Source organism: Stenotrophomonas sp. SAU14A_NAIMI4_5, from assembly GCF_003086795.1.
GTDB lineage: Bacteria > Pseudomonadota > Gammaproteobacteria > Xanthomonadales > Xanthomonadaceae > Stenotrophomonas.
Genome location: NZ_CP026003.1, coordinates 4,544,667 through 4,570,883, shown reverse-complemented (window position 1 = coordinate 4,570,883; position 26,217 = coordinate 4,544,667). Strand labels below are relative to the sequence as shown.

At 68.0% G+C, this 26,217-nt stretch carries 25 protein-coding genes; 13 read left to right on the top strand and 12 right to left on the bottom strand.

The window, feature by feature from the left end; translation table 11 throughout:
- Positions 1–255: 255 nt before the first annotated feature.
- The 6 genes from rpmH (at position 256) to C1925_RS20810 (ending at position 8,069) form a co-directional block, all read left to right on the top strand.
- Positions 256–396 (top strand): 50S ribosomal protein L34, encoded by a 141-nt coding sequence (gene rpmH / locus C1925_RS20835; protein WP_005411729.1) that lies wholly within the window; start codon positions 256–258, stop codon positions 394–396.
- Between the two features lie 5 nt (positions 397–401).
- Entirely contained in the window at positions 402–896 is a 495-nt protein-coding gene (gene rnpA, locus C1925_RS20830; RefSeq protein ID WP_108770560.1) for a ribonuclease P protein component, read from the top strand.
- Positions 896–2,614: a membrane protein insertase YidC gene (gene yidC / locus C1925_RS20825; protein ID WP_108770559.1), complete on the top strand. Its 1,719-nt coding sequence runs from the start codon at positions 896–898 to the stop codon at positions 2,612–2,614. Before rnpA ends, yidC begins: the two co-directional genes overlap by 1 nt.
- Positions 2,615–2,772: 158 nt before the next feature.
- Positions 2,773–5,448: a polysaccharide deacetylase family protein gene (locus tag C1925_RS20820; RefSeq protein ID WP_108770558.1), complete on the top strand. Its 2,676-nt coding sequence runs from the start codon at positions 2,773–2,775 to the stop codon at positions 5,446–5,448.
- A 3-nt stretch (positions 5,449–5,451) separates the two neighbouring features.
- Complete coding sequence (gene mnmE, locus C1925_RS20815) at positions 5,452–6,801, top strand: tRNA uridine-5-carboxymethylaminomethyl(34) synthesis GTPase MnmE (protein WP_108770557.1); 1,350 nt, start codon at positions 5,452–5,454, stop codon at positions 6,799–6,801.
- A 161-nt stretch (positions 6,802–6,962) separates the two neighbouring features.
- Positions 6,963–8,069, top strand: coding sequence for a glycerophosphodiester phosphodiesterase (locus C1925_RS20810; RefSeq protein ID WP_108770556.1), 1,107 nt, complete (start codon positions 6,963–6,965; stop codon positions 8,067–8,069).
- 80 nt (positions 8,070–8,149) lie between these two features.
- Here C1925_RS20810 and C1925_RS20805 read toward each other — a convergent pair whose 3' ends face one another.
- Positions 8,150–8,920: a rhomboid family intramembrane serine protease gene (locus C1925_RS20805; protein WP_108770555.1), complete on the bottom strand. Its 771-nt coding sequence runs from the start codon at positions 8,918–8,920 to the stop codon at positions 8,150–8,152.
- Positions 8,921–9,027: 107 nt separating this feature from the next.
- Positions 9,028–9,990: a TerC family protein gene (locus C1925_RS20800; RefSeq protein ID WP_108770554.1), complete on the bottom strand. Its 963-nt coding sequence runs from the start codon at positions 9,988–9,990 to the stop codon at positions 9,028–9,030.
- 304 nt (positions 9,991–10,294) lie between these two features.
- On the opposite strand from C1925_RS20800, the gene C1925_RS20795 reads away from it, so the two are divergent.
- Entirely contained in the window at positions 10,295–11,464 is a 1,170-nt protein-coding gene (locus C1925_RS20795) for a class I SAM-dependent rRNA methyltransferase (RefSeq protein ID WP_108770553.1), read from the top strand.
- 200 nt (positions 11,465–11,664) lie between these two features.
- Complete coding sequence (locus tag C1925_RS20790; protein ID WP_108770552.1) at positions 11,665–12,906, top strand: dipeptidase; 1,242 nt, start codon at positions 11,665–11,667, stop codon at positions 12,904–12,906.
- Between the two features lie 91 nt (positions 12,907–12,997).
- Here the strand turns inward: C1925_RS20790 and C1925_RS20785 are convergent, their stop codons facing one another.
- Both C1925_RS20785 and C1925_RS20780 read right to left on the bottom strand, forming a co-directional pair.
- On the bottom strand, positions 12,998–14,425 hold the full coding sequence (locus C1925_RS20785) for an amino acid permease (RefSeq protein ID WP_108770551.1): 1,428 nt from the start codon (positions 14,423–14,425) through the stop codon (positions 12,998–13,000).
- Positions 14,426–14,569: 144 nt separating this feature from the next.
- Positions 14,570–15,565 (bottom strand): aldo/keto reductase, encoded by a 996-nt coding sequence (locus C1925_RS20780; RefSeq protein WP_108770550.1) that lies wholly within the window; start codon positions 15,563–15,565, stop codon positions 14,570–14,572.
- A gap of 121 nt (positions 15,566–15,686) precedes the next feature.
- Between C1925_RS20780 and C1925_RS20775 the strand changes: the two genes are divergently transcribed.
- Positions 15,687–16,589, top strand: a complete 903-nt coding sequence (locus tag C1925_RS20775) for a LysR family transcriptional regulator (RefSeq protein WP_108770549.1) — start codon at positions 15,687–15,689, stop codon at positions 16,587–16,589.
- Between the two features lie 59 nt (positions 16,590–16,648).
- Here the strand turns inward: C1925_RS20775 and C1925_RS20770 are convergent, their stop codons facing one another.
- Genes C1925_RS20770 through C1925_RS20760 form a run of 3 tightly spaced genes read right to left on the bottom strand, consistent with a single transcriptional unit; the run spans position 16,649 to position 18,713 of the window.
- Positions 16,649–17,098 carry a hypothetical protein gene (locus C1925_RS20770; RefSeq protein WP_108770548.1) on the bottom strand — a complete coding sequence of 150 codons (450 nt, stop codon included), beginning with the start codon at positions 17,096–17,098 and terminating at the stop codon, positions 16,649–16,651.
- Positions 17,095–17,724, bottom strand: a complete 630-nt coding sequence (gene leuE, locus C1925_RS20765) for a leucine efflux protein LeuE (protein ID WP_108770547.1) — start codon at positions 17,722–17,724, stop codon at positions 17,095–17,097. Before leuE ends, C1925_RS20770 begins: the two co-directional genes overlap by 4 nt.
- Before the next feature lie 8 nt (positions 17,725–17,732).
- Positions 17,733–18,713, bottom strand: a complete 981-nt coding sequence (locus C1925_RS20760; RefSeq protein WP_108770546.1) for a LysR family transcriptional regulator — start codon at positions 18,711–18,713, stop codon at positions 17,733–17,735.
- A 92-nt stretch (positions 18,714–18,805) separates the two neighbouring features.
- Here C1925_RS20760 and C1925_RS20755 point away from each other — a divergent pair, with 92 nt between their 5' ends.
- Positions 18,806–19,813 (top strand): zinc-binding alcohol dehydrogenase family protein, encoded by a 1,008-nt coding sequence (locus C1925_RS20755; protein ID WP_108770545.1) that lies wholly within the window; start codon positions 18,806–18,808, stop codon positions 19,811–19,813.
- 491 nt (positions 19,814–20,304) lie between these two features.
- Here the strand turns inward: C1925_RS20755 and C1925_RS20750 are convergent, their stop codons facing one another.
- A complete protein-coding gene (locus tag C1925_RS20750) occupies positions 20,305–20,907 on the bottom strand; it encodes a glutathione S-transferase N-terminal domain-containing protein (protein ID WP_108770544.1) in 603 nt (200 codons plus the stop codon).
- A 44-nt stretch (positions 20,908–20,951) separates the two neighbouring features.
- Here C1925_RS20750 and rmuC point away from each other — a divergent pair, with 44 nt between their 5' ends.
- The 3 genes from rmuC to C1925_RS20735 all read left to right on the top strand — a co-directional run bounded on the left by rmuC (position 20,952) and on the right by C1925_RS20735 (position 23,586).
- Positions 20,952–22,502 (top strand): DNA recombination protein RmuC, encoded by a 1,551-nt coding sequence (gene rmuC / locus C1925_RS20745; RefSeq protein WP_108770543.1) that lies wholly within the window; start codon positions 20,952–20,954, stop codon positions 22,500–22,502.
- A 72-nt stretch (positions 22,503–22,574) separates the two neighbouring features.
- Complete coding sequence (locus C1925_RS20740) at positions 22,575–22,973, top strand: hypothetical protein (RefSeq protein ID WP_108770542.1); 399 nt, start codon at positions 22,575–22,577, stop codon at positions 22,971–22,973.
- Between the two features lie 67 nt (positions 22,974–23,040).
- Positions 23,041–23,586 carry a glutathione peroxidase gene (locus C1925_RS20735; RefSeq protein WP_108770541.1) on the top strand — a complete coding sequence of 182 codons (546 nt, stop codon included), beginning with the start codon at positions 23,041–23,043 and terminating at the stop codon, positions 23,584–23,586.
- Between the two features lie 106 nt (positions 23,587–23,692).
- Here the strand turns inward: C1925_RS20735 and C1925_RS20730 are convergent, their stop codons facing one another.
- Genes C1925_RS20730 through mlaD form a run of 4 tightly spaced genes read right to left on the bottom strand, consistent with a single transcriptional unit; the run spans position 23,693 to position 26,186 of the window.
- Positions 23,693–24,700 carry a VacJ family lipoprotein gene (locus C1925_RS20730; RefSeq protein WP_108770540.1) on the bottom strand — a complete coding sequence of 336 codons (1,008 nt, stop codon included), beginning with the start codon at positions 24,698–24,700 and terminating at the stop codon, positions 23,693–23,695.
- A gap of 1 nt (position 24,701) precedes the next feature.
- Complete coding sequence (locus C1925_RS20725) at positions 24,702–25,013, bottom strand: STAS domain-containing protein (RefSeq protein WP_108770539.1); 312 nt, start codon at positions 25,011–25,013, stop codon at positions 24,702–24,704.
- A complete protein-coding gene (locus tag C1925_RS20720) occupies positions 25,003–25,665 on the bottom strand; it encodes an ABC transporter substrate-binding protein (RefSeq protein ID WP_108770538.1) in 663 nt (220 codons plus the stop codon). The genes C1925_RS20725 and C1925_RS20720 overlap by 11 nt, the downstream gene beginning before the upstream one ends.
- Positions 25,662–26,186 (bottom strand): outer membrane lipid asymmetry maintenance protein MlaD, encoded by a 525-nt coding sequence (mlaD, locus tag C1925_RS20715; RefSeq protein WP_108770537.1) that lies wholly within the window; start codon positions 26,184–26,186, stop codon positions 25,662–25,664. Before mlaD ends, C1925_RS20720 begins: the two co-directional genes overlap by 4 nt.
- Positions 26,187–26,217: the final 31 nt, after the last annotated feature.

Genomic DNA, 26,217 nt, shown 5'->3' with positions numbered 1-26,217 from the left:
CGGCAATAATCGTCCGGTGACCTGTGCACAGGCGCGACAACGCGCCCAAACACAGGCCTGAAAGGGGGGAAATGGATGGCTCAGACTACCACCGAGCGCCCGGCTTCGGAATGCTTGTCCCCCACTTATTCACAAAAAGATCCACAGCTATTGCACAGCCCGGTGAATTGGCGTAGTCACAAGGGGTTGACGTAGGGGGGGAGACCTCTCTAGAATTTCCGGTTCTTTCCCGTCCCATTCATACGAGAGGCCCACATGGCCACCAAGCGCACCTACCAGCCCAGCAACCTCAAGCGTAAGCGCGACCACGGCTTCCGTGCCCGTATGAAGACCGCTGACGGCCGCAAGATCCTGTCGCGTCGCCGCGCCAAGGGCCGCAAAGTCCTGAGCGCCTGATTGCCATGCCGCACATCGCGGCAGACGCAATCCCTTCGACAGTGAATACTGCAGACCCGCGCAAGCGATTCCCTCGCTCTGCGCGGGTTCGCACGCGTGCCGAATATTCAACGGTCTTCAACGGCGCCCGCCGTGTGTCCGATCCGCTGATGACCCTGCACTGGCTGCCGGCTGACCGGCCGGCCAGGCTGGGTCTGGCGGTTTCCCGCAAGGTTGATCCGAACGCCGTTGGGCGTAACCGGATCAAGCGCGTCCTGCGCGACATCTTGCGTCAGACACGAACCGATATCCAGCCAGGCGACTTCGTCGTCGTGGCTCGTAGTGCTGCGCGTTCTGCCAGCAACGACGACATCCGCCAGGCCTTTCTGCGCCTGCTGCGGCGCCTGCGTGCATTGCCCGCGCCGGGCGTGGACGGCACAATGCCGCCGCCAGATGGCATCGCACCTCCCTCTTTGATCGAGCCGGCATCGCGTCCCGGCCCCGCCGAGCCTGTCCGCTGATGAACCAGACCCGCGTATTCCTTATTTTTGCCTGGCTGATGGTGGCCGTGTTCCTGTGGATGGAGTGGGGCCGTGAAAAGGCCGCGCCGACCCCGGCCCCGACCACCACCTCGGCCCAGGCCGCCGCACAGAGCGTTCCAGGTGCGACCCCGGGCAGCATCCCCAGCGCGCAGGTCCCCGGTGCCCCGGGCCAGGCCGCGGCGCAGCAGGCCCAGGCCAGCGCCACCCCGGCCGCCCAGCGCGTGACCATCACCACCGACGTGCTGCGCCTGGTGGTGGACGGCGGCCGCGTGCTCGACGCCGAGCTGCTGCAGTTCCCGCAGTCCAAGGAAGAAGGCAGCGCCCCGGTGCGCCTGCTGACCGAAGACCCCGCGCATCCGTACAGCGCGATCAGCGGCTGGGCCAGCGAAGACAAGAACACCCCGGTGCCGGGCGCCGATGGCTTCAAGCTGGTCGGTGACGTCCGCGACTTCGTGCTGGCCGACGGCCAGAACGAACTGCAGATCCCGTTCGTGTGGACCGCCGACAACGGCGTGACCATCAAGCGCACCCTGACCGTCTCGCGCAACGAGTACGCCGTGCGCTTCAAGGACGAGGTCAGCAACACCGGCGCCGCCCCGTGGAACGGCTACGTCTACCGCACCCTGGACCGTACCCCGACCATCCTGTCGCGGAACATGACCAACCCGGACTCGTTCAGCTTCAACGGTGCTACCTGGTACGACAACGACAAGAAGTACCAGCGTCGTGCGTTCAAGGATTACCTGGACGATGGCGCGCTGAACCAGAACATCACCGGCGGCTGGCTGGCGATGCTGCAGCACCACTTCTTCACCGCCTGGATCCCGCAGAAGGACCAGACCGCCCACTACGTGCTGTCGCAGGTGGCCGGTCGTGACCTGATCGAAGCGCGCGGCCCGGCCTTCACCGTGGCCCCGGGCCAGTCCACCAGCACCGAAGCCCGCCTGTGGGTCGGCCCGAAGCTGGTCAACCAGATCGCCAAGGAAGACGTGCCGGGCCTGGACCGCGTGGTCGACTACAGCCGCTTCTCGATGATGGCGGTGATCGGCCAGGGCCTGTTCTGGGTGCTGAACCAGGTGCACAAGCTGGTCGGCAACTGGGGCTGGGCCATCGTCGGCCTGGTGGTCCTGCTGAAGCTGGTGCTCTACCCGCTGTCGGCCGTGCAGTACAAGAGCGGTGCGAAGATGCGTCGCTTCCAGCCGCGCATCGCGCAGCTGAAGGAACGCTATGGCGATGACCGCCAGAAGTTCCAGACCGCGATGATGGAGCTGTACAAGAAGGAAAAGATCAATCCGATGGGCGGCTGCCTGCCGATCCTCATCCAGATGCCGATCTTCTTCGCCCTGTACTGGGTGCTGGTCGAGTCGGTCGAACTGCGCCAGGCGCCGTGGCTGGGCTGGATCCAGGATCTGACCGCGCGCGACCCGTACTTCATCCTGCCGGTCATCAACATGGCGGTGATGTGGGCCACGCAGAAGCTGACCCCGGCACCGGGCATGGACCCGATGCAGCAGAAGATGATGCAGTTCATGCCGCTGGTCTTCGGCTTCATGATGGCCTTCATGCCGTCCGGCCTGGTCCTGTACTGGGTGGTCAACGGCGGCCTGGGCCTGCTGCAGCAGTGGTGGATGACCAAGCGCCATGGCGGCGAGCCGCTGCCGGCGACCACCGCACCGGCCCCGGTCAAGAAGAAATAACCCGGGTAGAGTCGACCGTTGGTCGACTGGCGTTGGAACAGTCGACCAACGGTCGACTCTACCGACGCTGATCCCCGCAAAAGCCCGCCGCAAGGCGGGCTTTTCGCATGCGGGGTTAGAATCGCCCGCACACCGTGTCCCCATCCATCGAGCCTGCCATGCCGCGTGCGTTGTCGTTCCGCCTGTTCCTGCCCTCGCTGCTGTTGACCCTGGCCGTTGCCGGCTGCGGCGACAAGGAGGGCAAGGCGCCCGCCGCCGCCGCCGTCACCCAGCCCAGCGCACAGGCCGCTGCCGCCGCCGATCCGGCCGCCGCACCGCTGCTCGCCGCGTTGCAGACGCAGCTCGATGGCTACCGCCGCATCATCGTGCTGCTGGCCGACGAAGAGCAGCAGAGTGCCGCCGACCGCGGTACCTCCACCCGCATCGGCCAGCAGCTGTTCCACGATGGCCTGGAACAGCGCACCGCCATCGCCGCGCAGTTCGACAGCCTGCTGCGTGGCGGCAGCCCGCAGCGCTTCGCCACGCTGGGCACCGTGCTGGACTACATCGAATCGGCGCCGGAACTGTTCGATGCCGATCGCCTGGCCTTCCGCGAAGTGCTGCGCGACCTGCACGAACGTGTCGGCGCGGATTCCTCGCTGCCGGCAGTGAAGCTGCACCAGCGCATCGGCGAGGACCTGGACGCGCTGGACGAGATCGAGCGCAACTACAACCAGGAACTGACCCGCATCTTCAGCCGCTTCGAGCGCACCCGCGCCATCGACCTGAAGCGCGAGAAGTGGGAGGACTACATCGCCCACCTGCACAAGGACTACAGCCGCGAGGCGATCCTGCGCGACTACGGGGTGATCGAGCCGTACCCGATGTCGATGAAGGACAGCGACCGCGAGATCTTCGGCCGCGACCTGCCGGCCAAGACCGTGGTGCTGACCTTCGACGACGGCCCGCACAAGGCCTACACCGATGAAGTGGTGGCCATCCTCAAGCGCTACGACGTGCCGGGCGTGTTCTTCGAAGTGGGCCGCAACCTGGGCAAGGTCGAGGCCGACGGCAAGGTCAGCCTGGGCCCGATGGCGAAGATCAGCCGCAACCTGATGGAAGAGGGCTATGCGGTGGGCAACCACAGCCTGACCCACGCCCAGCTGTCGCGCACCACCGGCGATGCGCTGCGCCAGCAGGTGCTGGACACCGATACCCTGCTGAAGGATGTCGACAGCAAGCGTGCGCCGCTGTTCCGCTTCCCGTATGGCGCGCGCAACGCCGAAGGCCTGCAGCTGCTGAACGAAGCCGGCCTGAAGTCGATCATGTGGAACATCGACTCGATGGACTGGGCCGACCCGGTGCCGGAATCGATCGTGCAGCGCGTGCTCGGCCAGGTAAACAAAGAACAGCGCGGCATCATCCTGTTCCATGACATCCACGACCGTGCGGTGAAGGCGCTGCCGCAGATCCTCGACCGGCTGATCGCCGACGGTTACCAGTTCGCCGGCTGGAACGGCCGCGAGTTCACCGTCGCCCGCGCGCGCAAGGGCGCCAGCAGCGATGCCACCGTCACCACCGGCTACGAGAAGTCGTGGGCGATCGTGGTCGGCATCGACAACTACGCCAAGTGGCCGAAGCTGGAATACGCCAGCCACGATGCGCAGGCGGTGGCCGACACCCTGACCGGGCAGTTCGGCTTCCCGTCCTCGCAGGTGATCGTGCTGAAGAACGAGCAGGCCACCCGCAACAACATCCTGGCGGCCTTCCACGACCGCCTGGCCGACGACCGCACCGGAAAGAACGACCGCGTGTTCGTGTTCTTCGCCGGCCACGGCGCCACCCGCCAGCTCGCTTCAGGCCGCGACCTCGGCTACATCATCCCGGTGGATTCGGACCCGAAGGAATTCGCCACCGACGCCATCGCGATGACCGACATCCAGAACATCGCCGAAAGCATGCAGGCCAAGCACGTGATGTTCGTGATGGATGCCTGCTACAGCGGCCTGGGGCTGACCCGCGGTGGTCCGTCGTCGTCGTCGTTCCTGCGCGAGAACGCACGCCGCAGCGCGCGGCAGATGCTGACCGCCGGCGGTGCCGACCAGCAGGTGGCCGACGCCGGCCCGAACGGCCATTCGGTGTTCACCTGGGTGCTGCTGCAGGCGCTGGCCGGCAAGGGCGACCTCAATGGCGATGGCCTGATCACCGGTACCGAGCTGGCCGCCTACGTGGCGCCGGCGGTGTCGGCCGTCTCGCACCAGACCCCGGCGTTCGGCAGCCTGCCCGGTTCGCAGGGCGGCGAGTTCGTGTTCCAGGTGCCGGACAGCCAGGAATACCTCAACGCCGACACGCGCCAGCTGACCCCGGATGCCATCGCACTGAACAACAAGGTCGACGCCGCGCAGGATGCCAAGGGCGCGCAGGCGCCGGTGACCGTGGCCGACCTGCAGGGCGGCAAGGCCAAGCTGGTGGTGCCCACTGCCGGCCCGGCCTCGGACCGCCAGCGCGCGCAGCAGGCCAACGATCGTGGCCTGCAGCTGTACCGCGAGAAGCAGTACGACGAAGCCGTCGCGCAGTTCACCGAAGCATTGAAGCTGCGGCCTGACTTTGCCCAGGCGGCCAACAACCTCGGCTTCGTCTACTACCGCCAGCAGCGTTACGCCGAAGCGGCGCGCTGGCTGGAAAACACCCTGAAGATCGACCCGTCGCGTGCGGTGGCCCACCTCAACCTGGGCGATGCCTACTTCAACGCCGGCGACAAGGCCAAGGCGAAGCAGGCCTACACCACCTACCTCGCCCTGCAGCCGCAGGGCAGTGGTGCCGCGCAGGCGCGCGCGCAGCTGGAGAAGCTCTGAGCCATGAACGATGTGACTCGCACCGACACCATCGTCGCCATCGCCAGTGCCCCCGGCGCGGGCGGTGTCGGTCTGCTGCGCCTGTCCGGCCCGCGTGCCGCGGCGATCGCCAACGCACTGGGCGCGCCCACGCTGCGCCCGCGCCATGCGCACTACGCGCGGCTGCGCGATGCCGACGGTGAAGTGATCGACGACGGCATCGTGCTGTGGTTCCCGGCACCGAACAGCTTCACCGGCGAGGAAGTGGTGGAACTGCAGGGCCACGGCAGCCCCGTGCTGCTGCAGCAGCTGGTCGCGCGCTGCATCGCACTCGGCGCGCGCCAGGCGCGGCCGGGTGAGTTCAGCGAACGGGCCTTCCTCAACGGCAAGCTCGACCTGGCCCAGGCCGAGGCCATCGCCGACCTGATCGCCGCCGGCGACAACCGCGCCGCGCGCGCGGCACGTCGCTCGCTGGATGGCGTGTTCTCGCGCCGTATCGAGGTGGTGGTCGAACAGCTGGTACTGCTGCGCATCCACGTGGAAGCGGCCATCGACTTTGCCGACGAACCGCTGGATACCCTGGGCGGCGCACAGGTGCGGCGCGGGCTGCAACAGGCGCGCGCTGATCTTGCCCTGCTGCGTCGTGATGCCGAGCGCGGCCGACGCCTTCGCGATGGCCTGCATGCAGTGCTGATCGGCCCGCCGAATGCCGGCAAGAGCTCACTGCTGAACGCCCTGGCCGGCAGCGAGCGCGCCATCGTCACCGACATCGCCGGCACTACCCGCGACACCCTGCGCGAAACCATCCGCCTGGATGGGCTGGAGCTGACCCTGGTCGACACCGCCGGCCTGCGCGACGGCGGCGATGCCATCGAACGCGAAGGCATGCGCCGCGCCCACGTGGAAATCGAACGCACCGACCTGGCGCTGATCGTGCTGGACGCGCGCGACCCGGCCGCCGGCGAAGCCGCGCTGGGCGAAGCCGTGGCCGCCGTGCCGCACAAGGTCTACATCCACAACAAGTCGGACCTGCTGGACGCGTTGCCGGCGCTGGACGATCCGGACCGCGTGTTCGTCTCGGCCACCACCGGTGCCGGCCTGGAAGACCTGCACACGCGCCTGCGTTCGATTGCCTCGGCCGGGGCAGGGGAGCAGGTGGAGGGCGAGTTCTCCGCCCGCACCCGCCACGTGGATGCGATCGAACGCGCGCAGGAGCATGCGCAGCGCGCCGATGGCGAGCTGGTGCACGAGCATCTGGAACTGGCCGCCGAGGAACTGCGGCTGGCGCACGACGCGCTGGGCGAGATCACCGGGCAGATGAGTGCGGATGACCTGCTGGGCAGGATCTTCTCCAGCTTCTGCATCGGCAAGTAAGGCCCGCGCTCTGGCTCTGGTAGATGCCAACGGTGGTTGGCATACGGTCCCTGGGGTTGGGGTCGGAGCCCCTGCGGGGATCCGACCCCGGGCCGACGCCCCCGGCTGTCATATTCCCGCCGCATACTGACCCCCATCACATACCGCTTGGGGAAGTCGCAGTGAAGTCGTGGGGTTGTGCGTTGCTGTTGTCGCTGGCCGTGGCACCATCGGTGGCCATGAGTGCTGAAACTTCCACCCCGGCGACCGCGAAGGTCTCCGTCTACGGCCACCGCGGCGCAAGCGCGCTGCTGCCCGAGCACACGCTGGCGGCCTACGCGCAGGCCATCACCGATGGCGCCGACTACATCGAACCCGACCTGGTGATGACCAAGGACGGCGTGCTGGTGGCCCGCCACGAGAACGAGATCGGTGGCACCACCGACGTCGCCGAGCACAAGGAATTCGCCAAGCGGAAGACCACCAAGGTCATCGACGGCGAGAAGGTCGAGGGCTGGTTTACCGAAGACTTCACCCTGGCCGAGCTGAAGACCCTCTACACCCGCGAGCGCCTGCCGGAACTGCGCAGCACCGCGTTCGATGGCCAGTTCCGCATCGCCACCCTGGACGAGATCCTGGCCTTCCTGGTGCAGCAGGCCGGTCGTGCCAACCGTGGCATCGGCCTGGTGCCGGAGATCAAGCACCCGACCTACTTCCAGTCCATCGGCCTGCCGATGGAAGACAAGGTGCTGGCCGCGCTGCGCGGCAACGCCTACACCGCCGTCGCGCCGGTGACGATCCAGTCGTTCGAGACCGCCAACCTGCGCTACCTGCGCGGCAAGATCGGCCGTGGCAGCAACATCCGCCTGCTGCAGCTGCTGTGGAAGGGCGATGCCCGCCCGGCCGATGTCGCCAAGGCCGGTGGCACGCTCAGCTATGCGCAGATGATGACCCCGGCCGGGCTGAAGGACATCGCCAGCTACGCCGATGGCATCGGCCCGGAGCTGCGCTCGATCATCCCGCTGGACGCCAACGGTGCACTGGGCACGCCGACCGCGCTGGTGCGCGATGCGCATGCGGCCGGCCTGATGGTGATCCCGTACACCTTCCGCCCGGAAAACCACTTCCAGGCCAGCAACCTGCGCAAGGGCGCCGACAGCGCGCGCAACCCGGAAGGCTCGATCGCCGAGATGCGCGCCTACCTGGCCACCGGCATCGATGCGTTCTTCACCGATGACCCGGCGCTGGGCCGGCAGGCGGTGGATGGCATGGGCACCGCGGGCAATTGAGAATCCGGTAGTGCCGGCCGCTGGCCGGCATCCGGTTTGGGGTCAGAGCCCCTTCGGGGATCCGACCCCGACGTGTTGCTTCAACCGCGCGGGTCTTCCGGCCGGCGGAACGGGATCACCACGTAATCCTGCCCCTCGCGCGGCTGCCACAGCACCGGCACGCGGCGCGGCGAGGGCGGCTCGAGCTCGTCGTCGGCCAGTGCCTCGACCTCGTGTTCCTCGTCCTCCCAGCTGTAATGCGGGCGCGGCGTCATCGGGTCGGCGTTGCGGAACAGCAGCGCGGCGATGATGCCGGCGAAGGCACCGCCCATGTGCGACTGCCAGGACACGCCGTCGGCATGCGGCAGGATGGTCATCAGCATGCCGCCGTAGAACAGCATGCCGATCAGGCCGGTGGCGATCGCCGCGCGGTCACGGCGCAGCAGGCCCAGGCTGGCCAGCAGGAACATCAGGCCGTGGGTCACGCCGCTGGCCCCCAGGTGCACGCTGCCGGGATTGCCCAGCATCCACGCGCCGATGCCCGAACCCAGCCACAGCAGGGGCAGGGCACGCACGGTGGCCTTCGGGTACACGCTGCCGGCCAGGGTGCCGAGGATCAGGATCGCAAAGCCATTGGCGGCGATGTGTTCGACCGAGGCATGCAGCATCGGCCCGCCGATCAGCCCCAGCAGGCCCTTGGCCTCCAGCGGCGCGACCGCCCACGGCCGCCAGTCGAAGCTGCCCTGCAGGGCGAACACGGCCAGCAGCAACAGCACGGCGGCCAGGCTGACGTTGAACGCCCGCAGGATGCGCATGCGGTCGTTGCGGGGGGCCGGCACGTCACCGGCGGGCAGGGGCGTGTTGTTGTCCATACCTCAGCAATGGCGGTGGCTGGCGCGAAACCAAGGCCACCGCTGCGGGAGAGTGGGGGCGGCCGACGGGACAATCCCGCCGGCCGCGCGCTGCAGACCGGTCAGGCTCAGGCCTGGCCGGCGTCTTCCTTCGGCGGGTACTTCAGGCTGAGCACCACGGTGGCGGCAATGATCGCGGCGACCACGCCCAGCGACACCGGGGTCGGGATCTTGAACAGGTCGATGATCATCATCTTGATGCCGATGAAGCCCAGCACCAGCGCCAGGCCATACGGCAGCAGGTGGAAGCGGTCGGCCATGCCGGCCAGCAGGAAGAACATCGCACGCAGGCCGAGCACCGCGAACACGTTGGAGGTGAGCACGATGAACGGGTCGGTGGTGATGGCGAAGATCGCCGGGATGCTGTCCACCGCGAAGATCACGTCGGTCACCGCGATCAGGATCAGCACCGCGAACAGCGGGGTGAACCAGCGCTTGCCGTCCTGCATCACGCTCATCGCGTTGCCGGCGTAGTCCGGCAGCAGGCGCAGGTGCTTGCGCATCCAGCGCAGGGCCGGGTTGGTTTCCAGGTCCGGCTCCTGGCCGGCGGCGAACCACATCTTCCAGCCGGTGAAGAGCAGGAAGGCACCGAACACGTAGAGCAGCCAATGGAACTGGCTGATCAGCACGCTACCGGCGAAGATCATGATCGTGCGCAGCACGATCGCACCCAGGATGCCGATGATCAGCACCTTCTGGCGCTGCTCCTCCGGCACCGCGAAGTAGCTCATGATCATCAGGAAGACAAAGATGTTGTCCACCGCCAGGGCCTTCTCGACCAGGTAGCCGGTCAGGAATTCCAGGCCGACCTTGTTGGCCACCACCTGGCCGGCGGTCTCGCTGAGGTAGTACCAGAGGCCCGCGTTGAACAGCAGGGCCAGCACGACCCAGCCGATGGACCACCACAGGGCCTCCTTGAAGGTGACCTTGTGCGGTCCGCCATGTCGCATCAACACCAGGTCGACGAGCAGGGCGATGATGACCACCGCCACGAAGCCGCCCCACATCCACACATTACCGATCGTCTGCATTGGGAATATCCGTTGGAAAGATGAATGCCAGGCCGGACGGCGAGGATCTGCAACGGAGGATCGGGAGGGGGATCCAGGGACAGAGCTTCGCCAGTACGGCGAAGGTCTCGCTCGCAACCCCACGCGGGTGGGATTGCCGTTGCACCGGAGCCTGCGGGCTCGAATTGACGGCGACAACGTCTGGGAGCTACTCCCCTTCTGGGGCCGATTCTGCGGCCTGGCCGGGCCGCCGTCAAATGGGCGGCGGGTGGGGGTCAGAGCCCCTGCGGGGATCTGACCCCGGCGGCCGGTTTACAATAGGCCGATGAATACCCCCCTTCCCGTTGTCCGCCTCAAGAACGCGTGGCGCTCCAGCCACCCGTGGATCTTCCAGAAACTGGTCGAGAAGCCGACCGTCCGGCCCAAGCCCGGTTCCATCGTCGACGTCGTCGGCATCGATGGCGAGTTCATCGGCCGTGGCTTCTACAACGGGCACTCGCGCATCGCCGTGCGCATCCTCGAAACCGACCCGAACGTGCCGGTCGATGCCGGCTGGTTCTCGCGCAAGATCGCCCAGGCGGTCGAACTGCGCCGTGGCGTGCTGAAGCTGGACGCGGTGTCCGACGCCTGGCGCGTGGTGCACAGCGAAGGCGACGGCCTGTCCGGCCTGGTGGTGGACCGTTACAACGACCTGGTGGTGGTCGAATTCTTCGCCGCCGGCATGTTCCGCCACCGCGAGTGGATCTACGACGCCCTGCGCGAACAGTTCCCGGGCTGCCGCTTCCACAGCTTCGCCGACGAACACGTGCAGAAGCAGGAAAGCTTCGACTTCCACGGCAACACCACCACCGAAGCGTCGGTGATCACCGAGTACGGCATCAAGTTCCGCGCCGACCCGGCCGGTGCGCACAAGACCGGCTTCTTCGCCGACCAGCGCGAGAACCGTGAGTGGCTGAGCCAGCAGGTGGAAGGCAAGACCGTGCTCGACCTGTGCTGCAACACCGGCGGTTTCGCCGTGTACGCGGCCGCGCGTGGTGCTTCGGAAGTAGTCGGCATCGACATCGATGAAGACGTCATCCAGATCGCCAAGGGCAATTCGCGCCTGAACAACGTGCGTCCGAAGTTCGTCCAGTCCGACATCTTCCCGTGGCTGCGCGATGCCGCCAACCGCGGCGAGCAGTACGACGTGGTGATCCTGGACCCGGCGAAGATGACCCGCGACCGCGACCAGGTCATCACCGCGCTGAAGAAGTACCTGGACATGAACAAGCTGGCGCTGGGCGTGGTCAAGCCGGGCGGCCTGTTCGCCACGTTCTCCTGCACCGGCCTGGTGGCCGAGGACCAGTTCCTCGACATGCTGCGCCGCGCGGCCTACTTCTCCGGCCGTACGATCCAGATCCTGAAGGTGGCCGGCGCCGGTCCGGACCATCCGTTCATGGCCCACGTGCAGGAATCGCGCTACCTGAAGGCCGTGTTCTGCCGCGTGGTTGATTGATTTCGACTTGTAGAGTCGAGCCGCGCCACCTGAAGAGTGGGGCGCCATTTGTTTTGAGCGCATCGCAATGCGCAGCAGACTGGCCGCCGGGCCGTGAAAAGAATTCATGCCCGGCGAAGATCCGCCGGGCATGGCCCCGCGCTACCCAATACGCGGACACAGCGCTATGGTCGGGCTCTTCTCCTCACCGGTGAGAGCCCATGCCTTCGCTGCGTCGCCTGTCCCTGCTGCTTGCCCTGGCGCTGAGTGCGCCGCTGTCTGCCCATGCCATCGAGTTCAGCGCGCAGGAGCTGGCCCGCGCCAAGGGCCTGCAGCAGCGCCTGCTGACCCTGGACAGCCACCTCGACACGCCGGCCAACTTCGGCCGCGCCGGCTTCGACATCGAACAGCGGCACGACCACAACGCGCTTTCGCAGGTGGATTACCCACGCATGGTCGAGGGCGCGCTGGACGGTGGCTTCTGGGCGATCTACACCGACCAGGGCGACCGCAGCGCCGCCGCCCACCTGGCCGAGCGCGACCATGGCCTGCAGCGGCTGCTGGAGATCCGGCAGATGCTGGCGGCCAACCCCGAGCGCTTCGAACTGGCGCTGACCGCCGATGATGCCGCGCGGATCAAGGCTGCCGGCAAGCGCGTGGTCTACATCAGCATGGAAAACGCCAGCCCGCTGGTGGAAGACCCCAGCCTGCTTTCGTTCTACCACCGCGCCGGCCTGCGCCTGCTGAGCACGGTGCACTTCGCCAACAACGAGTTCGCCGATTCGGCCACCGACCCCAAGGGCGCGGAGTGGAAGGGCCTGAGCCCGGCCGGCAAGGACCTGGTGCGCGCCGCGGTGAAGCTGGGCATCGTCATCGACCAGTCGCACGCGTCCGATGCGGTGTTCGATGACCTGCTGGCGATGATGCCGGTGCCGTTCGTGCTCTCGCACAGCTCGGCCAAGGCGGTCTACAACCACCCGCGCAACCTCGACGATGCGCGCCTGCGCCAGCTGGCAAAGGCCGGTGGTGTGATCCAGGTGAATGCCTATGGCGGCTACCTGATCGACACCGCCAAGACGCCCGAACGCAAGCAGGCGGAAGAAGCGCTGAGCAAGCAGCTGGGCGGCTGGGAAGGCATGACCATCGCCCAGGGCGTTGCCCTGCAGCAGGCCGAGCAGGCGCTGGACCACGAACACCCGGTGCGCCACGCCAGCCTGGACGACTTCTTCGCCCACTTCGAGCACATCCTCAAGGTGGTCGGCCCCGAGCACGTGGGCATCGGCTTGGACTGGGATGGCGGCGGTGGCCTGAGCGACCTGCCCGATGTCAGCCAGCTACCGAAGATCACTGCGTGGCTGCTGCGCAAGGGCTACAGCGAACAGCAGATTGCCGGCATCTGGGGCGGCAACCTGCTGCGGGTGATGCGCCAGGCGCAGGATTACGCGGCAAAGCAGGGCGGCTGACCGCCCTGCGGAAATGCCGGCCAGCGGCCGGCACTACCCGTGATGCCAAAGCGGTAGTGCCGGCCGCTGGCCGGCATACCCGGTGATGCGTTTATTTCGCGATCACCGCATTGCGGCGGCTGTACAGGAAGTACAGCACCAGGCCGACCACGTTCCACACCAGGAAGTACAGCTGGGTGGTGTGCGGCAGGCTGATGAACAGGTAGATGCAGCCCAGCGCGGCCAGCGGCCCGACCACGAAGGCCAGCGGCGTGCGGAAGGTGCGGGCACGGTCCGGTTCGCGCAGGCGCAGCACCACCAGGCAGATGCCCACGGCGGTGAACGCGGCCAGGGTGCCGGCATTGGCCAGGGCGGCAATCTCGTCCAGGCGCGCCACGCCGGCCAGCGCCGACACCACCACCGCAGTGAACAGCGTGGTCGCCACCGGCGTGCCGGTGCGTGCGTTGACCTTGGACAGGCCACGCGGCAGCAGGCCGTCGCGGCTCATTACGAAGAAGATGCGGCTCTGCCCGTACAGGAAGGCCAGCAGCACGGTCGGCAGGGCGATGATCGCGATCACGCCGATCACCATGGCGGCGGTCGGATGGCCGAGCTGGCGCATGATCAGGGCCAGCGGCTCGGCGCTGTGGCCGAACACGGCGTAGCTCATCGCACCCACGGCAGCCAGCGCCACCAGCACGTAGACGATGGTGCAGCCGATCATCGAACCGATGATGCCGATGGACAGGTCACGGCCCGGGTTCTTGGTTTCCTCGGCGGCGGTGGAGATCGCATCGAAGCCGTAGAAGGCGAAGAAGATGATCGCCGCAGCCGCCATTACGCCGTGTTCGACGCCATCGGGGCCCATCGATTTGGCGAACCCGTACGGCATGAACGGCTGCAGGTTGGCGCTGTCGAAGGCGGGCAGGGCCACGGCCACGAAGATCGCCAGCGCGATCAGCTTGAACACCACCAGGATGGCGTTGAGCGTGGCGCTTTCCTTGGTGCCGGCCATCAGCATCAGCGCGACCAGCCAGGTGATGATGATCGCCGGCAGGTTGATGAAGCCACCGGCGACATGCGGGCCCGCAGCGAGCGCGGCTGGCAGGGTGATGTTCCAGCCGAACTGCGTATGCGCCCATTCGAGGAAGCCGACGAAGTAGCCCGACCAGCCCACGGCCACGGTACTGACCACCAGCGAGTATTCGAGGATCAGGCTCCAGCCCACCACCCAGGCGAACACCTCGCCCAGCGCGCTGTAGCTGTAGGTGTAGGCGCTGCCGGCGGCCGGCATCATCGTCGACAGCTCGGCATAGGACAGCGCCGCGCAGGCGCAGACCGCACCGGCGATGGCGAAGGAGATCAGTACTGCCGGACCGGCCAGGTTGGCGCCGACGCCGATGAGCGTGTAGATGCCGGTGCCGACGATGGCGCCGATGCCCAGGGCGATCAGGTGCGGCCAGCTGAGGGTCGGCACCAGGCGCCGACCGGCTTCATGGACAGTGACGGAATCTAGCGACTTGCGCCGGAGCAGGGACATGCAGGCCTCGGAAGGGGATGACTTGGAACGACAAGTTCCCGAGTGTGACCGAACGCAGCGCAGCATTACCACTGGCGAGGGTCATACCCGTCGGGGCGCGCGCTGCGCCCCGACCAGGCTGCCGGAATCGGCACAATCCGGCGGCTACGACTCGATGTTGGCCATGCCACTGACCGAATAGCGCTCGCCGGCCGCGGCATTCAGCGGGAAGGCCGCATCCAGCGCGTCCAGCGTGGCGGCGTCCAGTTCCACCTGCAGCGCACCGAGGTTCTCGTCCAGCCGTGCCTGCCGCGTGGTGCCCGGAATCGGCACGATGTGCTCGCCACGCGACAGCACCCAGGCCAGGGCCAGCTGCGAGGCGGCAATGCCGCGTTCGGCGGCCAGCGCCTGCACGGTGTCCACCAGCGCCAGGTTGCGCTGGAAGTTCGCGCCTTCGAAGCGCGGCGAGGTACGCCGGTAATCGTCGGCCTCGAAATCATCCGGGCTGCGGATGGCGCCGGTCAGGAAGCCACGGCCCAGCGGCGAATACGGCACGAAGCCGATGCCCAGTTCCGCCGTGGTGGCCAGCACCCCGTTCTGTTCCGGCTCGCGCGACCACAGCGAGTACTCGCTCTGCACGGCGGTGATCGGGTGCACCGCATGCGCCCGGCGCAGGGTGGCTGCCGAGGCCTCGGACAGGCCCAGCCAGCGCACCTTGCCCTGTTCCACCAGGCGCGCCATCGCACCCACGGTGTCCTCGATCGGCACGGTCGGGTCGACGCGGTGCTGGTAGTACAGGTCGATGTGGTCCACGCCCAGGCGGCGCAGGCTGGCCTCGCAGGCGGCCTGCACATAGTCCGGGTGGCCGTTGACCTGCCGCGCCTGCGGGTCGGAAGGGTCCAGGCCGATGCCGAACTTGCTGGCCAGGAACACCTGGTTGCGGCGGCCGGCAATCGCGCGGCCGACCAGCACTTCATTGGTGTGCGGGCCATACACATCGGCGGTGTCGAGCAGGGTCAGGCCGCGGTCCAGCGCGTGCTGGATGAGGGCAATGGCGTCCTCCTCACTGCTGCGGCCGCCGTAGTAGGCGCTCATGCCCATGCAGCCCAGGCCGAGGGCGGACACGGTAGGGCCGGCGGGGCCGAGAGTACGGGTCTTCATGCGGATCTCCTTGGGGGAAGCACCTCGCCCGGATGGGCGGCGGCGTGGGGCTTAGCTTCCTCCTGTCGATCATGTGGATAAACTGCGTGCAACCTGACTCACCTTGAAGGCTGGCTTCACAATGGATGCCTCTGCCCCGCTGACGGCCGTGGTCGCCTTCGTCCACGTGGCCGAACATGCCAGCTTCACCCGCGCTGCCGATGCGCTGGGCGTGTCGACCTCGGCGCTGTCGCAGAGCGTGCGCGCGCTGGAAGCACGGATGGGCGTGCGCCTGCTGCAGCGGACCACGCGGCGGGTGGGCCTGACCGAACACGGCGCGCGTTTCCTGCAGCGGGTGCGGGGCGGCCTCGACCAGATCGACCAGGCCTTCGCCGAACTGGACAGCGCGCGCTCGGTGCCGGCCGGGCGGCTGCGGGTGACCCTGCCACGCATCGTCGCCGACCGCATGGTGCTGCCGCGGCTGCCCGATTTCCTGGCGCGCTACCCGCAGGTGCAGGTGGAACTGTGCGTCGACGCGGCCCTGACCGATCTGGTGGGCGAGGGCTTCGACGCCGGCATCCGCCTGGGCGAATCACTGGCCCAGGGGATGATCGCGGTGCCGGTCGGGCCGCCCGAGCGGCAGGTGGTGGTGGCGACGCCGGCCTACTTCGAGCGCCATGGCGTGCCGCAGACTCCGCATGACCTGCAGGGCCACGCCTGCATCGTGCACCGCCTGGCCAACGGCCGGCTGATGCCCTGGGAATTCAGCCGCGAGGGCCACGAGCTGGACGTGGAAGTGAGCGGGCGGCTGGTGTTCAACGATGCCGGCGTCGCCCATCGTGCCGTGCTTGCCGGGCTGGGCATGGCCCAGGGCTTCGCTTCGCTGATGGCCGACGACATCGCCGCCGGGCGACTGCAGAGCGTGCTGCAGGACTGGCAACCGCCGTTCCCCGGTTTCCACCTGTACTACCCGGCGCGCGAGCAGATGGCACCGAAGCTGCGGGTGTTCATCGACCACCTGCGCGCGGACATGCACGACCGGTAGAGTCGAGCTTGCTCGACTGCTCTTTGCATCAGTCGAGCAAGCTCGATGCTACGGGCACATCAGTCGAGCAGGCTCGACGCTACGGTCAGCGGTTCGACACCTGGCCACTGGCAGCCGTCTTCCTGCCACGCCTCGACGTCTTCATTGAATTCGGTGCGGCGCCCGTCGCGCACGCGCTCGTAGCTGAAACCGTAGACGCGCGCGCCCTGCGTGGTCAGGGGGTAGCGCCCGTTGCGGCGGCCCTCGATGCGTTCTTCCCACACGCTGTCGAACTGGGAGGGGCGGTCTTCGTCCAGCACCGTCGTTTCCTGCGAGACCCGCTGCACCGGCAGGCGACCGCGTTGCCCGGCGTACTGCACATCGGCGCTGCCATCGTCGAGCCAGCGCCACAGCAGGTGCAGGCTGTCGTTGCGGCCACCGGTCAGGCAGCGATGGTCCTGCGCTGTTGCCGCTGTTGCGGTGTCGGCCAGCAGCACGGCGAACACCAGCACCGCCATCCGCCGGATCATCCGTTCAGCCCCAGGCGGATGCCGAAGCCGACCAGGAACAGGCCGGCCACGCGACGCAGCACGGTGCTGATACGCGGATGCTGGATGAGATGGCGACGGGCCAGGTTGCCCGCGCCGATCAGCAGCGAGCAGTACGCCACGCTGACCACGAAGATGATGCCGGCCAGCGCCGCGAAGGTCGCGATGCCGTGGTGCGCCTTCGGATCGATGAACAGCGGCAGGAAGGCCATGTAGAACAGGATCGCCTTCGGGTTGAGCAGGCTGACCAGGATCGCCTGCTGGAAGTAGCGGCCGGGCTGCATGCGGATCGGGCCGGCATCGCCGCCCTCGGTCTTCGGCGTGCGCAGCAGGCTGATGCCCACCCACACCAGATAGGCCGCGCCGAGGTACTGCACGGCGTGGAAGACCAGCGGGTTGGCTTTCAGCAGCGCGGCCACGCCGGCCAGTGCCAGCCACATCAGGATCTGGTCACCGAGCAGCAGGCCGGCCAGCGCGGTGTAGCCGCCGCGCACGCCGCCGCGGCCGGTGGCGGTAAGCAGGGTGAAGGTGCCGGGCCCGGGCAGGGCGAGGAACACCAGCACGGCGAGCAGGAACGTCCACAGGTCCTGGATGCCCATCCACGGCATGGCATGGCTCATTGTTGTTGCGGGGGGGCGCCATTGTCGGCCACCGCCGCGGCCGGCGACAGGGGGCCGCCCTCGCCACCGGGCAGGCCGGACAGCAGCGGTTGCAGGTGATCGCGCAGCTGCGCGTGCAGTTGCCGCACCGCCGGCGAGAACTGCTTGCGGTGCGGGCACACCAGCTGCAGCGGGATGTGGCTGCCAACGCCGTCCAGCAGCACCTGCAGGCGCCCGGCCTGCACGTCCTCGCGCACGTCCAGCCAGGATTTATAGGTGATGCCTTCACCGGCCACGGCCCAGCGCCGCACCACGTCGGCATCGTCGCAGACCAGCGGGCCGCGCACCGGCACCACCACGCGCCGTCCCTCGACCTCGAACGCCCAGCGGTCGTGGGTGCGTCCGCCCAGCTGGTAGGCCAGGCAGTCGTGCTCGCGCAGGTCCTCCAGCCGCGCTGGTACGCCGCGCCGCTGCAGGTAGGCGGGCGACGCCGCCAGCACGCGACGGTTGCCCTCCAGCAGCGGCAGGGCCACGTAGCTGGCATCGTCGAAGTGGCCCAGGCGGATCGCCACGTCCACCGGGTCGCGGAACACGTCGGCCACCTCGTCGGACAAGCGCAGGTGGAGCCGCAGCCGCGGGTGCGCGGCGCGGAACGAGGCCAGCCACGGCAGCAGCAGGTTGCGGCCGAAATCCGACGGCGCCGACAGCTGCAGCGTGCCGTGCAGGTCGGCGTCTTCGCCCTGCACGCGGGCCTGGCCTTCGCGCAGGGTCGCCAGCACATCCTGCGCGTAGGGCAGGTACAGCGCGCCCTCGCCGGTCAGGCGCAGGCTGCGGGTGGTGCGCACGAACAGGCGCAGGTCCAGCTCGCGTTCCAGCCGTGCCACCGCGGCGGCCACCTGGCCGGGCAGCAGGTCGGCCTCGCGTGCGGCCTGCGAGAAGCTGCCCAGTGCGGCGGTGCGGACGAACAGCTGCAGATCGTCGAAACGGATCATTTTCATTGCCGGAGTGAAAGTGCTGACCGATTCTGCGCCTTTCCGGGGGGCCGCGCGCGGCGCACGCTGTGGATTCCTTTCCCCCCTGGACCGCTGCCATGCGCGCCATTGCCTACACCCACGCCGGCCTGCCGATCGATGACCCGCAGGCCCTGATCGACATCGACCTGGACCTGCCGCAGCCGGGCCCGCGCGACCTGCGGGTGGCGGTGCGCGCCGTGGCGGTGAACCCGGTGGATACCAAGGTGCGCCGCAACGCCGCCACCGAAGGCCCGCGCGTGCTGGGCTGGGATGCGGTGGGCGTGGTCGATGCGGTGGGCAGCGAGGTGACCCTGTTCCAGCCCGGCGACGCGGTCTACTACGCCGGCGTGATCGACCGCCCGGGCAGCAATGCCGAGTACCAGCTGGTGGACGAGCGCAGCGTCGGCCGCAAGCCGGCCAGCCTCGACGATGCCGCCGCCGTGGCCCTGCCGCTGACCGCGATCACCGCCTGGGAACTGCTGTTCGACCGCCTGCGCATCGTCGAGGGCGGCGGTGAAGGGCAGACCCTGCTGGTGATCGGCGCGGCCGGCGGCGTCGGCTCGATCCTGGTGCAGCTGGCACGCACGCTGACCAAGCTGACCGTGATCGGCACCGCCTCGCGCCCGGACACCCAGGACTGGGTCTATGCGATGGGCGCACACCACGTGATCGATCACAGCCTGCCCCTGGCCGAAGGCCTGGCCCGGCTGGGCATCCCGCAGGTCGAGCACGTGGCCAGCCTGACCCACACCGACCAGCACTACGCGCAGATCGTGGAAGTGCTGGCGCCGCAGGGCCAGCTGGGCCTGATCGACGACCCCGGCCAGCTGGACGTGATGGCGCTGAAGCGCAAGGCGCTGTCGCTGCACTGGGAACTGATGTTCACCCGCCCGCTGTTCAAGACCGCCGACATGCAGCGCCAGCACGACCTGCTGAACCGCGTGGCCGAGCTGATCGATGCCGGCGTGCTGCAGACCACGCTGGGCGAGCACTTCGGGCGCATCAATGCCGCCAACCTGCGGCGCGCGCACGCGCTGGTGGAGAGCAATCGCGCGAAGGGCAAGATCGTGCTGGAAGGCTGGTAAGGATCCAGGCCAACGGCTGAGCCCCTCGTGGCTGGTCGCGGAATGCAAAACCCACCCGCCCGACCTCTGAAAATTTCCGTGCGCGTCCAGCCACGGAAAAAAAAAAAGAAGAGCAGAAGCCGGTCGCTTCGCTCCTGTGTCGACCAAGGTCGACACCTACCAGAGCAGGTCCCGTGCCGACCAACGGTCGGCACCCACCATCAGCAGCGGGAAACTGTCGAAGGCGGGGTGGGTCCGGTTGAGGGGGTGTGAGCGGCATGGGCCCGAGGCATGCCTCGGGCGGGTTGGGCAGGACGCCCAACCCCGGTCTTGCCGTGTGCGCAGGACAGCGCACACGAGCAAGCGGCGACCAAGCCCCCATGGATGGGTTTACGGCGTCCCCCTCAACCGGACCCACCCCGCCATCCCACGGATACCCAGCTTTTGCAGTTGCCGTTGCCGTTGCATTGAGCAGGTGCAGGGCTGCAAGCCCTGCAAAAAGACCCCACCCCTCAGGCAACCCCGTTGTCGACGTGCGCCGCAAACCCCGGCTGCCGCCGCAACCGCTCGAACCACGCGTCGACATTCGCCAGCACCGGCTTGCCGCCCGGCGTGCTGCGCCAGCGCTGCGTCGACAGCCCCAGCACGATGTCAGCCAGAGTGAAGTCATCGCCGGCCACGTACGCGTGGCGCGCCAGCTGCGCATCCAGCATCGCCATCAGCCGGTTCCACTGCGCAAGGCTCGCCTCCGCCCGCGCATCGTCCGGGTAATCCGCATGCCCGCGCACGCGCGCCATGAACACGTGGCGCCATGCCGTGTTCAGATCGGTCGCCTGCCAGTCCATCCACTGCTCCACCCGCGCCCGCGCTTGCGGCTCGACCGGCAGCAGGTCATCGCGCCCGGCGCGCGTGGCCAGGTAGCGGCAGATGCTGTTGGATTCCCACAGCACGAAGTCGCCCTCGCGCAGCACCGGCACCTGTGCGTTCGGGTTCAGCCCGCGCAGCAGGTCTGCATCAGGGGCAGCGTGGTGCTGCACCGCCAAGTCCAGCCCGGCGCACAGCCACAGCACCTTGCGCACGTTGATCGAGGTCGGCTTTCCGTACAGTTCGAGCATGGTCAGACGCAGCGTTTGAGACGGGGCCAGCCTACACTGGTGGCATGCAAACCGAATTCCTGCTCATCGGCGGCCTCCTGCTGGCCGTCCTCGTCCTGCAGCTGATCGCCCTGCTGCGCCGCCCGCCCCATGACCGCCTGGAACAGGCGGTGCGCGAGGAGGCGCGGGCCGGCCGCAGCGAACTGCGCGAACAGCTGGATGGCTTCGCCCGTGCGCTGACCGACCTGTCCACCCGCACCGACCAGCGCCTGGACCTGCTGCGCGAAGCGCTCGGCGAAGATGCACGCAAGGCGCGTGCTGAAGCGGCCGAGAGCCAGCAGCGCAGCGGTGCATTGATGGGCCAGCGCCTGCAGGAACTGCGCGCGCAGCTGGAAGTGTTCGGCCAGCAGCAGGAGGCGCGCATCCACGCCTTCGGCCAACAGCTGCAGGAACTGACCACGCGTACCGACACCCAGCTGGGCGCGCTGCGCCAGACCCTGGTGGACGATGCCCGCAAGGGCCGCGAGGAAGGGGCGCAGTCGCAGCAGCGGCTGACCGAAAGCCTGGGCCTGCGCTTGCAGGAACTGACCCAGCGCAACGAACAACGCATCGCCGAGATGCGCACGACCCTGGAAGAACAGCTGCGCGCGCTGCAGAGCGACAACGCGCAGAAGCTGGAACAGATGCGCGTGACCGTGGACGAGAAGCTGCAGACCACGCTGGAAACGCGCCTGGGCCAGTCGTTCAAGCTGGTCTCCGAGCGCCTGGAACAGGTGCAGCGCGGGCTGGGCGAGATGCAGCAGCTGGCCACCGGCGTGGGCGACCTCAAGCGCGTGCTGACCAACGTCAAGACGCGCGGCAGCTGGGGTGAAGTGCAGCTGGAGAACATCCTCGAGCAGACCCTGATCCAGGAGCAGTACGCGCGCGCGGTGAAGGTGCGCCCGGACAGCAACGAGATGGTCGACATCGCGGTGCGCCTGCCCGGCCGCGGCGACGACGCGCCGGTGTGGCTGCCGATCGATTCCAAGTTCCCGCGCGAGGACTATGAGCGCCTGCTGGACGCGCAGGACCAGGGTGACGCCGAGCTGGTGCGCATCCAGGGCGTGCAGCTGGAGCGCGCGGTGAAGGTGCAGGCCAAGTCGATCAGCGAGAAGTACATCGTGCCGCCGCACACCACCGATTTCGCGGTGATGTTCCTGCCCACCGAAGGCCTGTACGCCGAGATCATCCGCCGGCCCGGCCTGGTCGACCTGCTGCAGCGCGACCATCGCGTGGTGGTGGCCGGCCCGACCACCATCACCGCGCTGCTCAACAGCCTGCAGATGGGCTTCCGCACGCTGGCCATCGAGAAGCGGTCCAGCGAAGTGTGGAGCCTGCTGGGTGCGGTGAAGAGCGAGTTCGGCAAGTTCGCTGGCATCCTCGAGAAGGCCGAGAAGCAGATCACCACGGTCGGCCGCAGCATCGGCGCGGCCAGCCGCAAGACGCGCACCATCGAGCGCCGCCTGCGTGGCGTGGAGACCCTTGCCAACGAACAGGTGCAGCAGCTGCTGGGCGACCTCGGGGAAGCCGAGGAAGAGGGCGGTGAGGACGAGGCCAGCGAGGGCGAAGAGACCTGAGTGCGCTGACACACCACCTGCACCACGCAATGCGTATGCTGGCGGCCTCGATCACCGCCTGCAGGTCCGACCATGCGCCTTCGCTTCCTTGCCAGCCTGGCCCTGGCCGCCCTGTTGGCGGCCTGCAGCAGCACGCCGCCGGCCGCCGATACGACCGCACAACCGGCCGCCCCTGACACACCGGAAGCCACCGAGGCCTACCAGGAAGCGCGCGACGTGGATTGCCGCGCCGCCGGCGGCACTCTGCAGCCGCTGGGCCGCCTGCAGCGCGTGCAGTGCGTGATTCCCTATGCCGATGCCGGCAAGGCCTGCAGCAGCAAGCGCGACTGCAGCGGCCAGTGCCTGGCCACGGGTGAACCCGAGGCGGGCGTGGTGGCAACGGGCACCTGCCAGCGTGATGTCAGCCAGAACTTCGGCTGCCGCCAGCGCATCGAAGACGGCAAGGCACAGGGCACGATCTGCGTCGATTGAACGCACGCGACGCACACGCGCAGCGCTATGCTGGTGGACCTTTCCACGGCATAGCCGGAGCCCCCGCGTGAGCACCCCGATCCAGGACATTTCCCTCACCACCATCGACGGCCAGCCGTCCACCCTGGGCGATTACCAGGGCAAGGTCCTGCTGGTGGTGAACGTCGCCTCCAAGTGCGGCCTGACCCCGCAGTACGAAGGCCTGCAGGCGCTGTACGCGGAAAAGCAGGCACAGGGCCTGGAAGTGCTGGGTTTCCCGGCCAACAACTTCCTCGGCCAGGAGCCGGGCAGCGAGGCGGAAATCCAGCAGTTCTGCCAGCTGACCTACGACGTGACCTTCCCGATGTTCGCCAAGATCAGCGTGGCCGGTGAAGACACCCACCCGCTGTACCAGCAGCTGACCGCCGCCCAGCCGCAGGCGATCGGCGAAGGCCCGCTGCGCGAGCGCTTGGCCAGCAAGGAGATCCCGATCCACGCTGCACCGGCAGTGCTGTGGAACTTCGAGAAGTTCCTTGTCGGCCGCGATGGCAAGGTGGTCGCACGCTTCGCCCCGGACGTGGCCGCCGATGACGCGCGCCTGTGCGAGGCGATCGACGCCGCACTGGCCGCCTGATCGCATGGGGTCGGATCCCTTTCCCAGGGGAAAGGGCTCCGACCCCAGGCGACGCACAAAAAAAACCCCGCCAAGGCGGGGTTTTTTAATGCGCGGACCAACGCGATCAGTTGGTCCAGTTCGGCATCGGCATGGCATCCACCGGGATCGGCGAATTCTCATCGTCGCTGCCACGCTCGCGCTTGCCGCGCAGGTCGTTCTCGATCTGGTAGTTGCGGCGCTGCAGCCAGGCATCGCGCACCAGCGCGTACTCATCCACCGCCGAGCTGCGCAGGTCGTCGACCGCCATCAGCTGCGCGCGGGTATCGACCAGCTGCAGGCCCTGCAGCGCGATGCGGATCTTGTCTTCCTCGATCGTGCGCATCGGCGACAGCGGCATGTCACCGGCCAGGCCGAACACATCGCGCACGGTACGCGGGCCGAAGAACGGCAGTTCCACGTAACGCGAACGGCGCCAGCCCCAGGCACCCAGGGTCTGCCCGAAGTCCTCGCGGCGGTTGGGCACCATCGCCTTGCTGGCCGGATCGAACAGGCCACCGATGCCCAGCGTCGAGTTCATCAAAAAGCGGCCGAAGGTATCCCACGCATCATCCGGGCGGCCCTGCAGCAGCTGGTTGACGATGGTGACCGGCGAACGGATGTTGCTGAAGAAGTTGCTCACGCCGGTACGCGCGAAGCGCGGCACGACATGGGTATAGGCGGTGGCCAGCGGACGCGCGATCACGTTGTCCACGCCCACGTTGAAGCGGTGCACGCGGCGGTTCAGCGGCTCCCATGGGTCGTAGGCAGCGGTGGTGGCAGCGGTGCCGGCGTTGCCGTACAGCGCGTCGAAATCGTCGTCGCCACCGGGCGCAGCGGCGGCCGCGGCCGTGGCGGCATCGGTTTCGGCATCGGTTCCGGCATTCGTGGCCGGCGGCGGCGTGGCCGTCGCGTCGTCCATGGCGGCCGCCGGTCCCGCGTCAACCGTGCCGGCATCGGCAGCAGGTGCATCGGCCGGTGCGCTGGCCGGAACCACGGTGTCGGCCACCGGCGCATCGCTGCGCGCGGGCTTGCCGGCACAGGCGCTGAGCGCCAGGGCCAGGATCATCAGGGGAAACGCGCGTACGACGTTCATGTCAGCTCGCAGCAGAAGGTGCATTGAAATCCAGATCGGGCGACAGCCGGTAGGCTGCGCTCAGTTCGTTGAAACCGGCAGGGGTGCCGGAAATCGACAGCGGGTGGCCCTGGGTGCGGGCACGCGCGGCCAGTTCGGCCAGCAGCGCCAGGCCAGCGCTGTCAACGCGCTCGACTTCGCCCAGTTCCAGCCGTGCCAGCTTTGCCGGCAACGCCTGCAGCTGCGGCCACAGGGCGATCACAGCGGCACGGTCGAGCACCCCGCGCAGGCGCAGGGTGTCGCCTTCCAGCAGCGCCAGTGGCTTACTTGCCATTGCCGGCCGGTCCGGCCTGCATGCTGCCGCTGCGCAGTTCGCTGGCCACCTGCTTGATGCCCTTCTGGCGCAGCGGGGCATCGAACTGGTTGCGGAAGGTCTGCACGTAGGAGATGCCTTCGATGTTGACGTCGAAGATCTTCCACTGGCCGTTGACGTTGCGCATCCAGTACTCGACCGGGGTCGGCTCGTTGCCGGCACGCACCAGTTCGGTGGCCACGCGCACGCCGCGGTTGCCCGGCAGCGGGCTCTCGCCCTTCAGGCGGAAGCTCGGCTTGCCCTGGATGTTCAGCAGGGTCGAGCCGTAGCGCTGCATCAGGCTGTCGGCCATCGCATCGGCAAACAGCTTGATGTCGGCATCGGAGGCGCCGCGGGCGTGCGTGCCCAGCACCAGGCGCGCGGCATAGTCGCGGTCGAAGGTGCGGGTCAGTTCGCTGTCGATGTAGCTGCGCAGGCTGGCCGGGTTGCTGGTGAACTCAGCGCGGCGCTGCTGCAGGGTCGACATGATGCGGCTGCTGGCGTCGATGACCACCTTGCCGGCCTGGCCCTGCGGGGCGGTCACGGCGGGGGCGGTGGACTGCGCCTGGGCCAGGAACGGGGAAGCCAGCAGCAGCGACGAGGCCAGCAGGGCCGGGATCAGTTTCATCTTCATGGTTGCGGTTCCGTTGCAGGCGACTGCTCGCCATCGTTGGGTTTCTGGCCAGCGCCACCGGCGCTGCCACTGAACATGTACTTGCCGACCAGCTGCAGCAGGTCCACCGCCGGCTGGGTGAAGACGATCTCCTCACCGGGCTTCAGTACCTCCGGATCACCACCGGGCTGCAGACCGATATAGCTCTCGCCGAGCAAACCGCTGGTGAAGATGCCGGCGGAGGTATCGGCCGGCAGGTCCTTGACCTTGCTGTCCATGCGCAGGGTCACGATCGATTCGAACTTCACCGGGTCCAGTTCGATCGAGGCGACCTGGCCGACGGTGACGCCGCCGATCTTCACCGGCGCCTGCTTGCGCAGCTGGCCGACCTGGGAGAAGCGCGCCTTCAGTTCATAGCCGCTGCCGCCACCCCAGCTCCAGCGCTGGTTGGTCGAGGCCACGGCCAGCACCATCAGCGATGCCAGGGCCAGCAGCAGGAATGCGCCGACGGAGAATTCGAGTCTGGGACCGCGTATGGCCATGTGGATTACCTGATCGAGTCGTGGTGGCCGC

Bases quoted from the DNA above. Each gene is read 5' to 3' on its own strand.
- mlaD (WP_108770537.1), bottom strand. From the start codon at position 26,186: ATGGCCATACGCGGTCCCAGACTCGAATTCTCCGTCGGCGCATTCCTG.
- yidC (WP_108770559.1), top strand. From the start codon at position 896: ATGAACCAGACCCGCGTATTCCTTATTTTTGCCTGGCTGATGGTGGCC.
- C1925_RS20760 (WP_108770546.1), bottom strand. From the start codon at position 18,713: ATGAAAATGATCCGTTTCGACGATCTGCAGCTGTTCGTCCGCACCGCC.
- C1925_RS20805 (WP_108770555.1), bottom strand. From the start codon at position 8,920: ATGGACAACAACACGCCCCTGCCCGCCGGTGACGTGCCGGCCCCCCGC.
- leuE (WP_108770547.1), bottom strand. From the start codon at position 17,724: ATGCCGTGGATGGGCATCCAGGACCTGTGGACGTTCCTGCTCGCCGTG.
- mnmE (WP_108770557.1), top strand. From the start codon at position 5,452: ATGAACGATGTGACTCGCACCGACACCATCGTCGCCATCGCCAGTGCC.
- C1925_RS20780 (WP_108770550.1), bottom strand. From the start codon at position 15,565: ATGAAGACCCGTACTCTCGGCCCCGCCGGCCCTACCGTGTCCGCCCTC.
- rnpA (WP_108770560.1), top strand. From the start codon at position 402: ATGCCGCACATCGCGGCAGACGCAATCCCTTCGACAGTGAATACTGCA.
- C1925_RS20725 (WP_108770539.1), bottom strand. From the start codon at position 25,013: ATGGCAAGTAAGCCACTGGCGCTGCTGGAAGGCGACACCCTGCGCCTG.
- C1925_RS20720 (WP_108770538.1), bottom strand. From the start codon at position 25,665: ATGAAGATGAAACTGATCCCGGCCCTGCTGGCCTCGTCGCTGCTGCTG.
- C1925_RS20730 (WP_108770540.1), bottom strand. From the start codon at position 24,700: ATGAACGTCGTACGCGCGTTTCCCCTGATGATCCTGGCCCTGGCGCTC.
- C1925_RS20820 (WP_108770558.1), top strand. From the start codon at position 2,773: ATGCCGCGTGCGTTGTCGTTCCGCCTGTTCCTGCCCTCGCTGCTGTTG.
- C1925_RS20750 (WP_108770544.1), bottom strand. From the start codon at position 20,907: ATGCTCGAACTGTACGGAAAGCCGACCTCGATCAACGTGCGCAAGGTG.
- rmuC (WP_108770543.1), top strand. From the start codon at position 20,952: ATGCAAACCGAATTCCTGCTCATCGGCGGCCTCCTGCTGGCCGTCCTC.
- C1925_RS20755 (WP_108770545.1), top strand. From the start codon at position 18,806: ATGCGCGCCATTGCCTACACCCACGCCGGCCTGCCGATCGATGACCCG.
- C1925_RS20790 (WP_108770552.1), top strand. From the start codon at position 11,665: ATGCCTTCGCTGCGTCGCCTGTCCCTGCTGCTTGCCCTGGCGCTGAGT.
- C1925_RS20770 (WP_108770548.1), bottom strand. From the start codon at position 17,098: ATGATCCGGCGGATGGCGGTGCTGGTGTTCGCCGTGCTGCTGGCCGAC.
- rpmH (WP_005411729.1), top strand. From the start codon at position 256: ATGGCCACCAAGCGCACCTACCAGCCCAGCAACCTCAAGCGTAAGCGC.
- C1925_RS20795 (WP_108770553.1), top strand. From the start codon at position 10,295: ATGAATACCCCCCTTCCCGTTGTCCGCCTCAAGAACGCGTGGCGCTCC.
- C1925_RS20775 (WP_108770549.1), top strand. From the start codon at position 15,687: ATGGATGCCTCTGCCCCGCTGACGGCCGTGGTCGCCTTCGTCCACGTG.
- C1925_RS20740 (WP_108770542.1), top strand. From the start codon at position 22,575: ATGCGCCTTCGCTTCCTTGCCAGCCTGGCCCTGGCCGCCCTGTTGGCG.
- C1925_RS20800 (WP_108770554.1), bottom strand. From the start codon at position 9,990: ATGCAGACGATCGGTAATGTGTGGATGTGGGGCGGCTTCGTGGCGGTG.
- C1925_RS20785 (WP_108770551.1), bottom strand. From the start codon at position 14,425: ATGTCCCTGCTCCGGCGCAAGTCGCTAGATTCCGTCACTGTCCATGAA.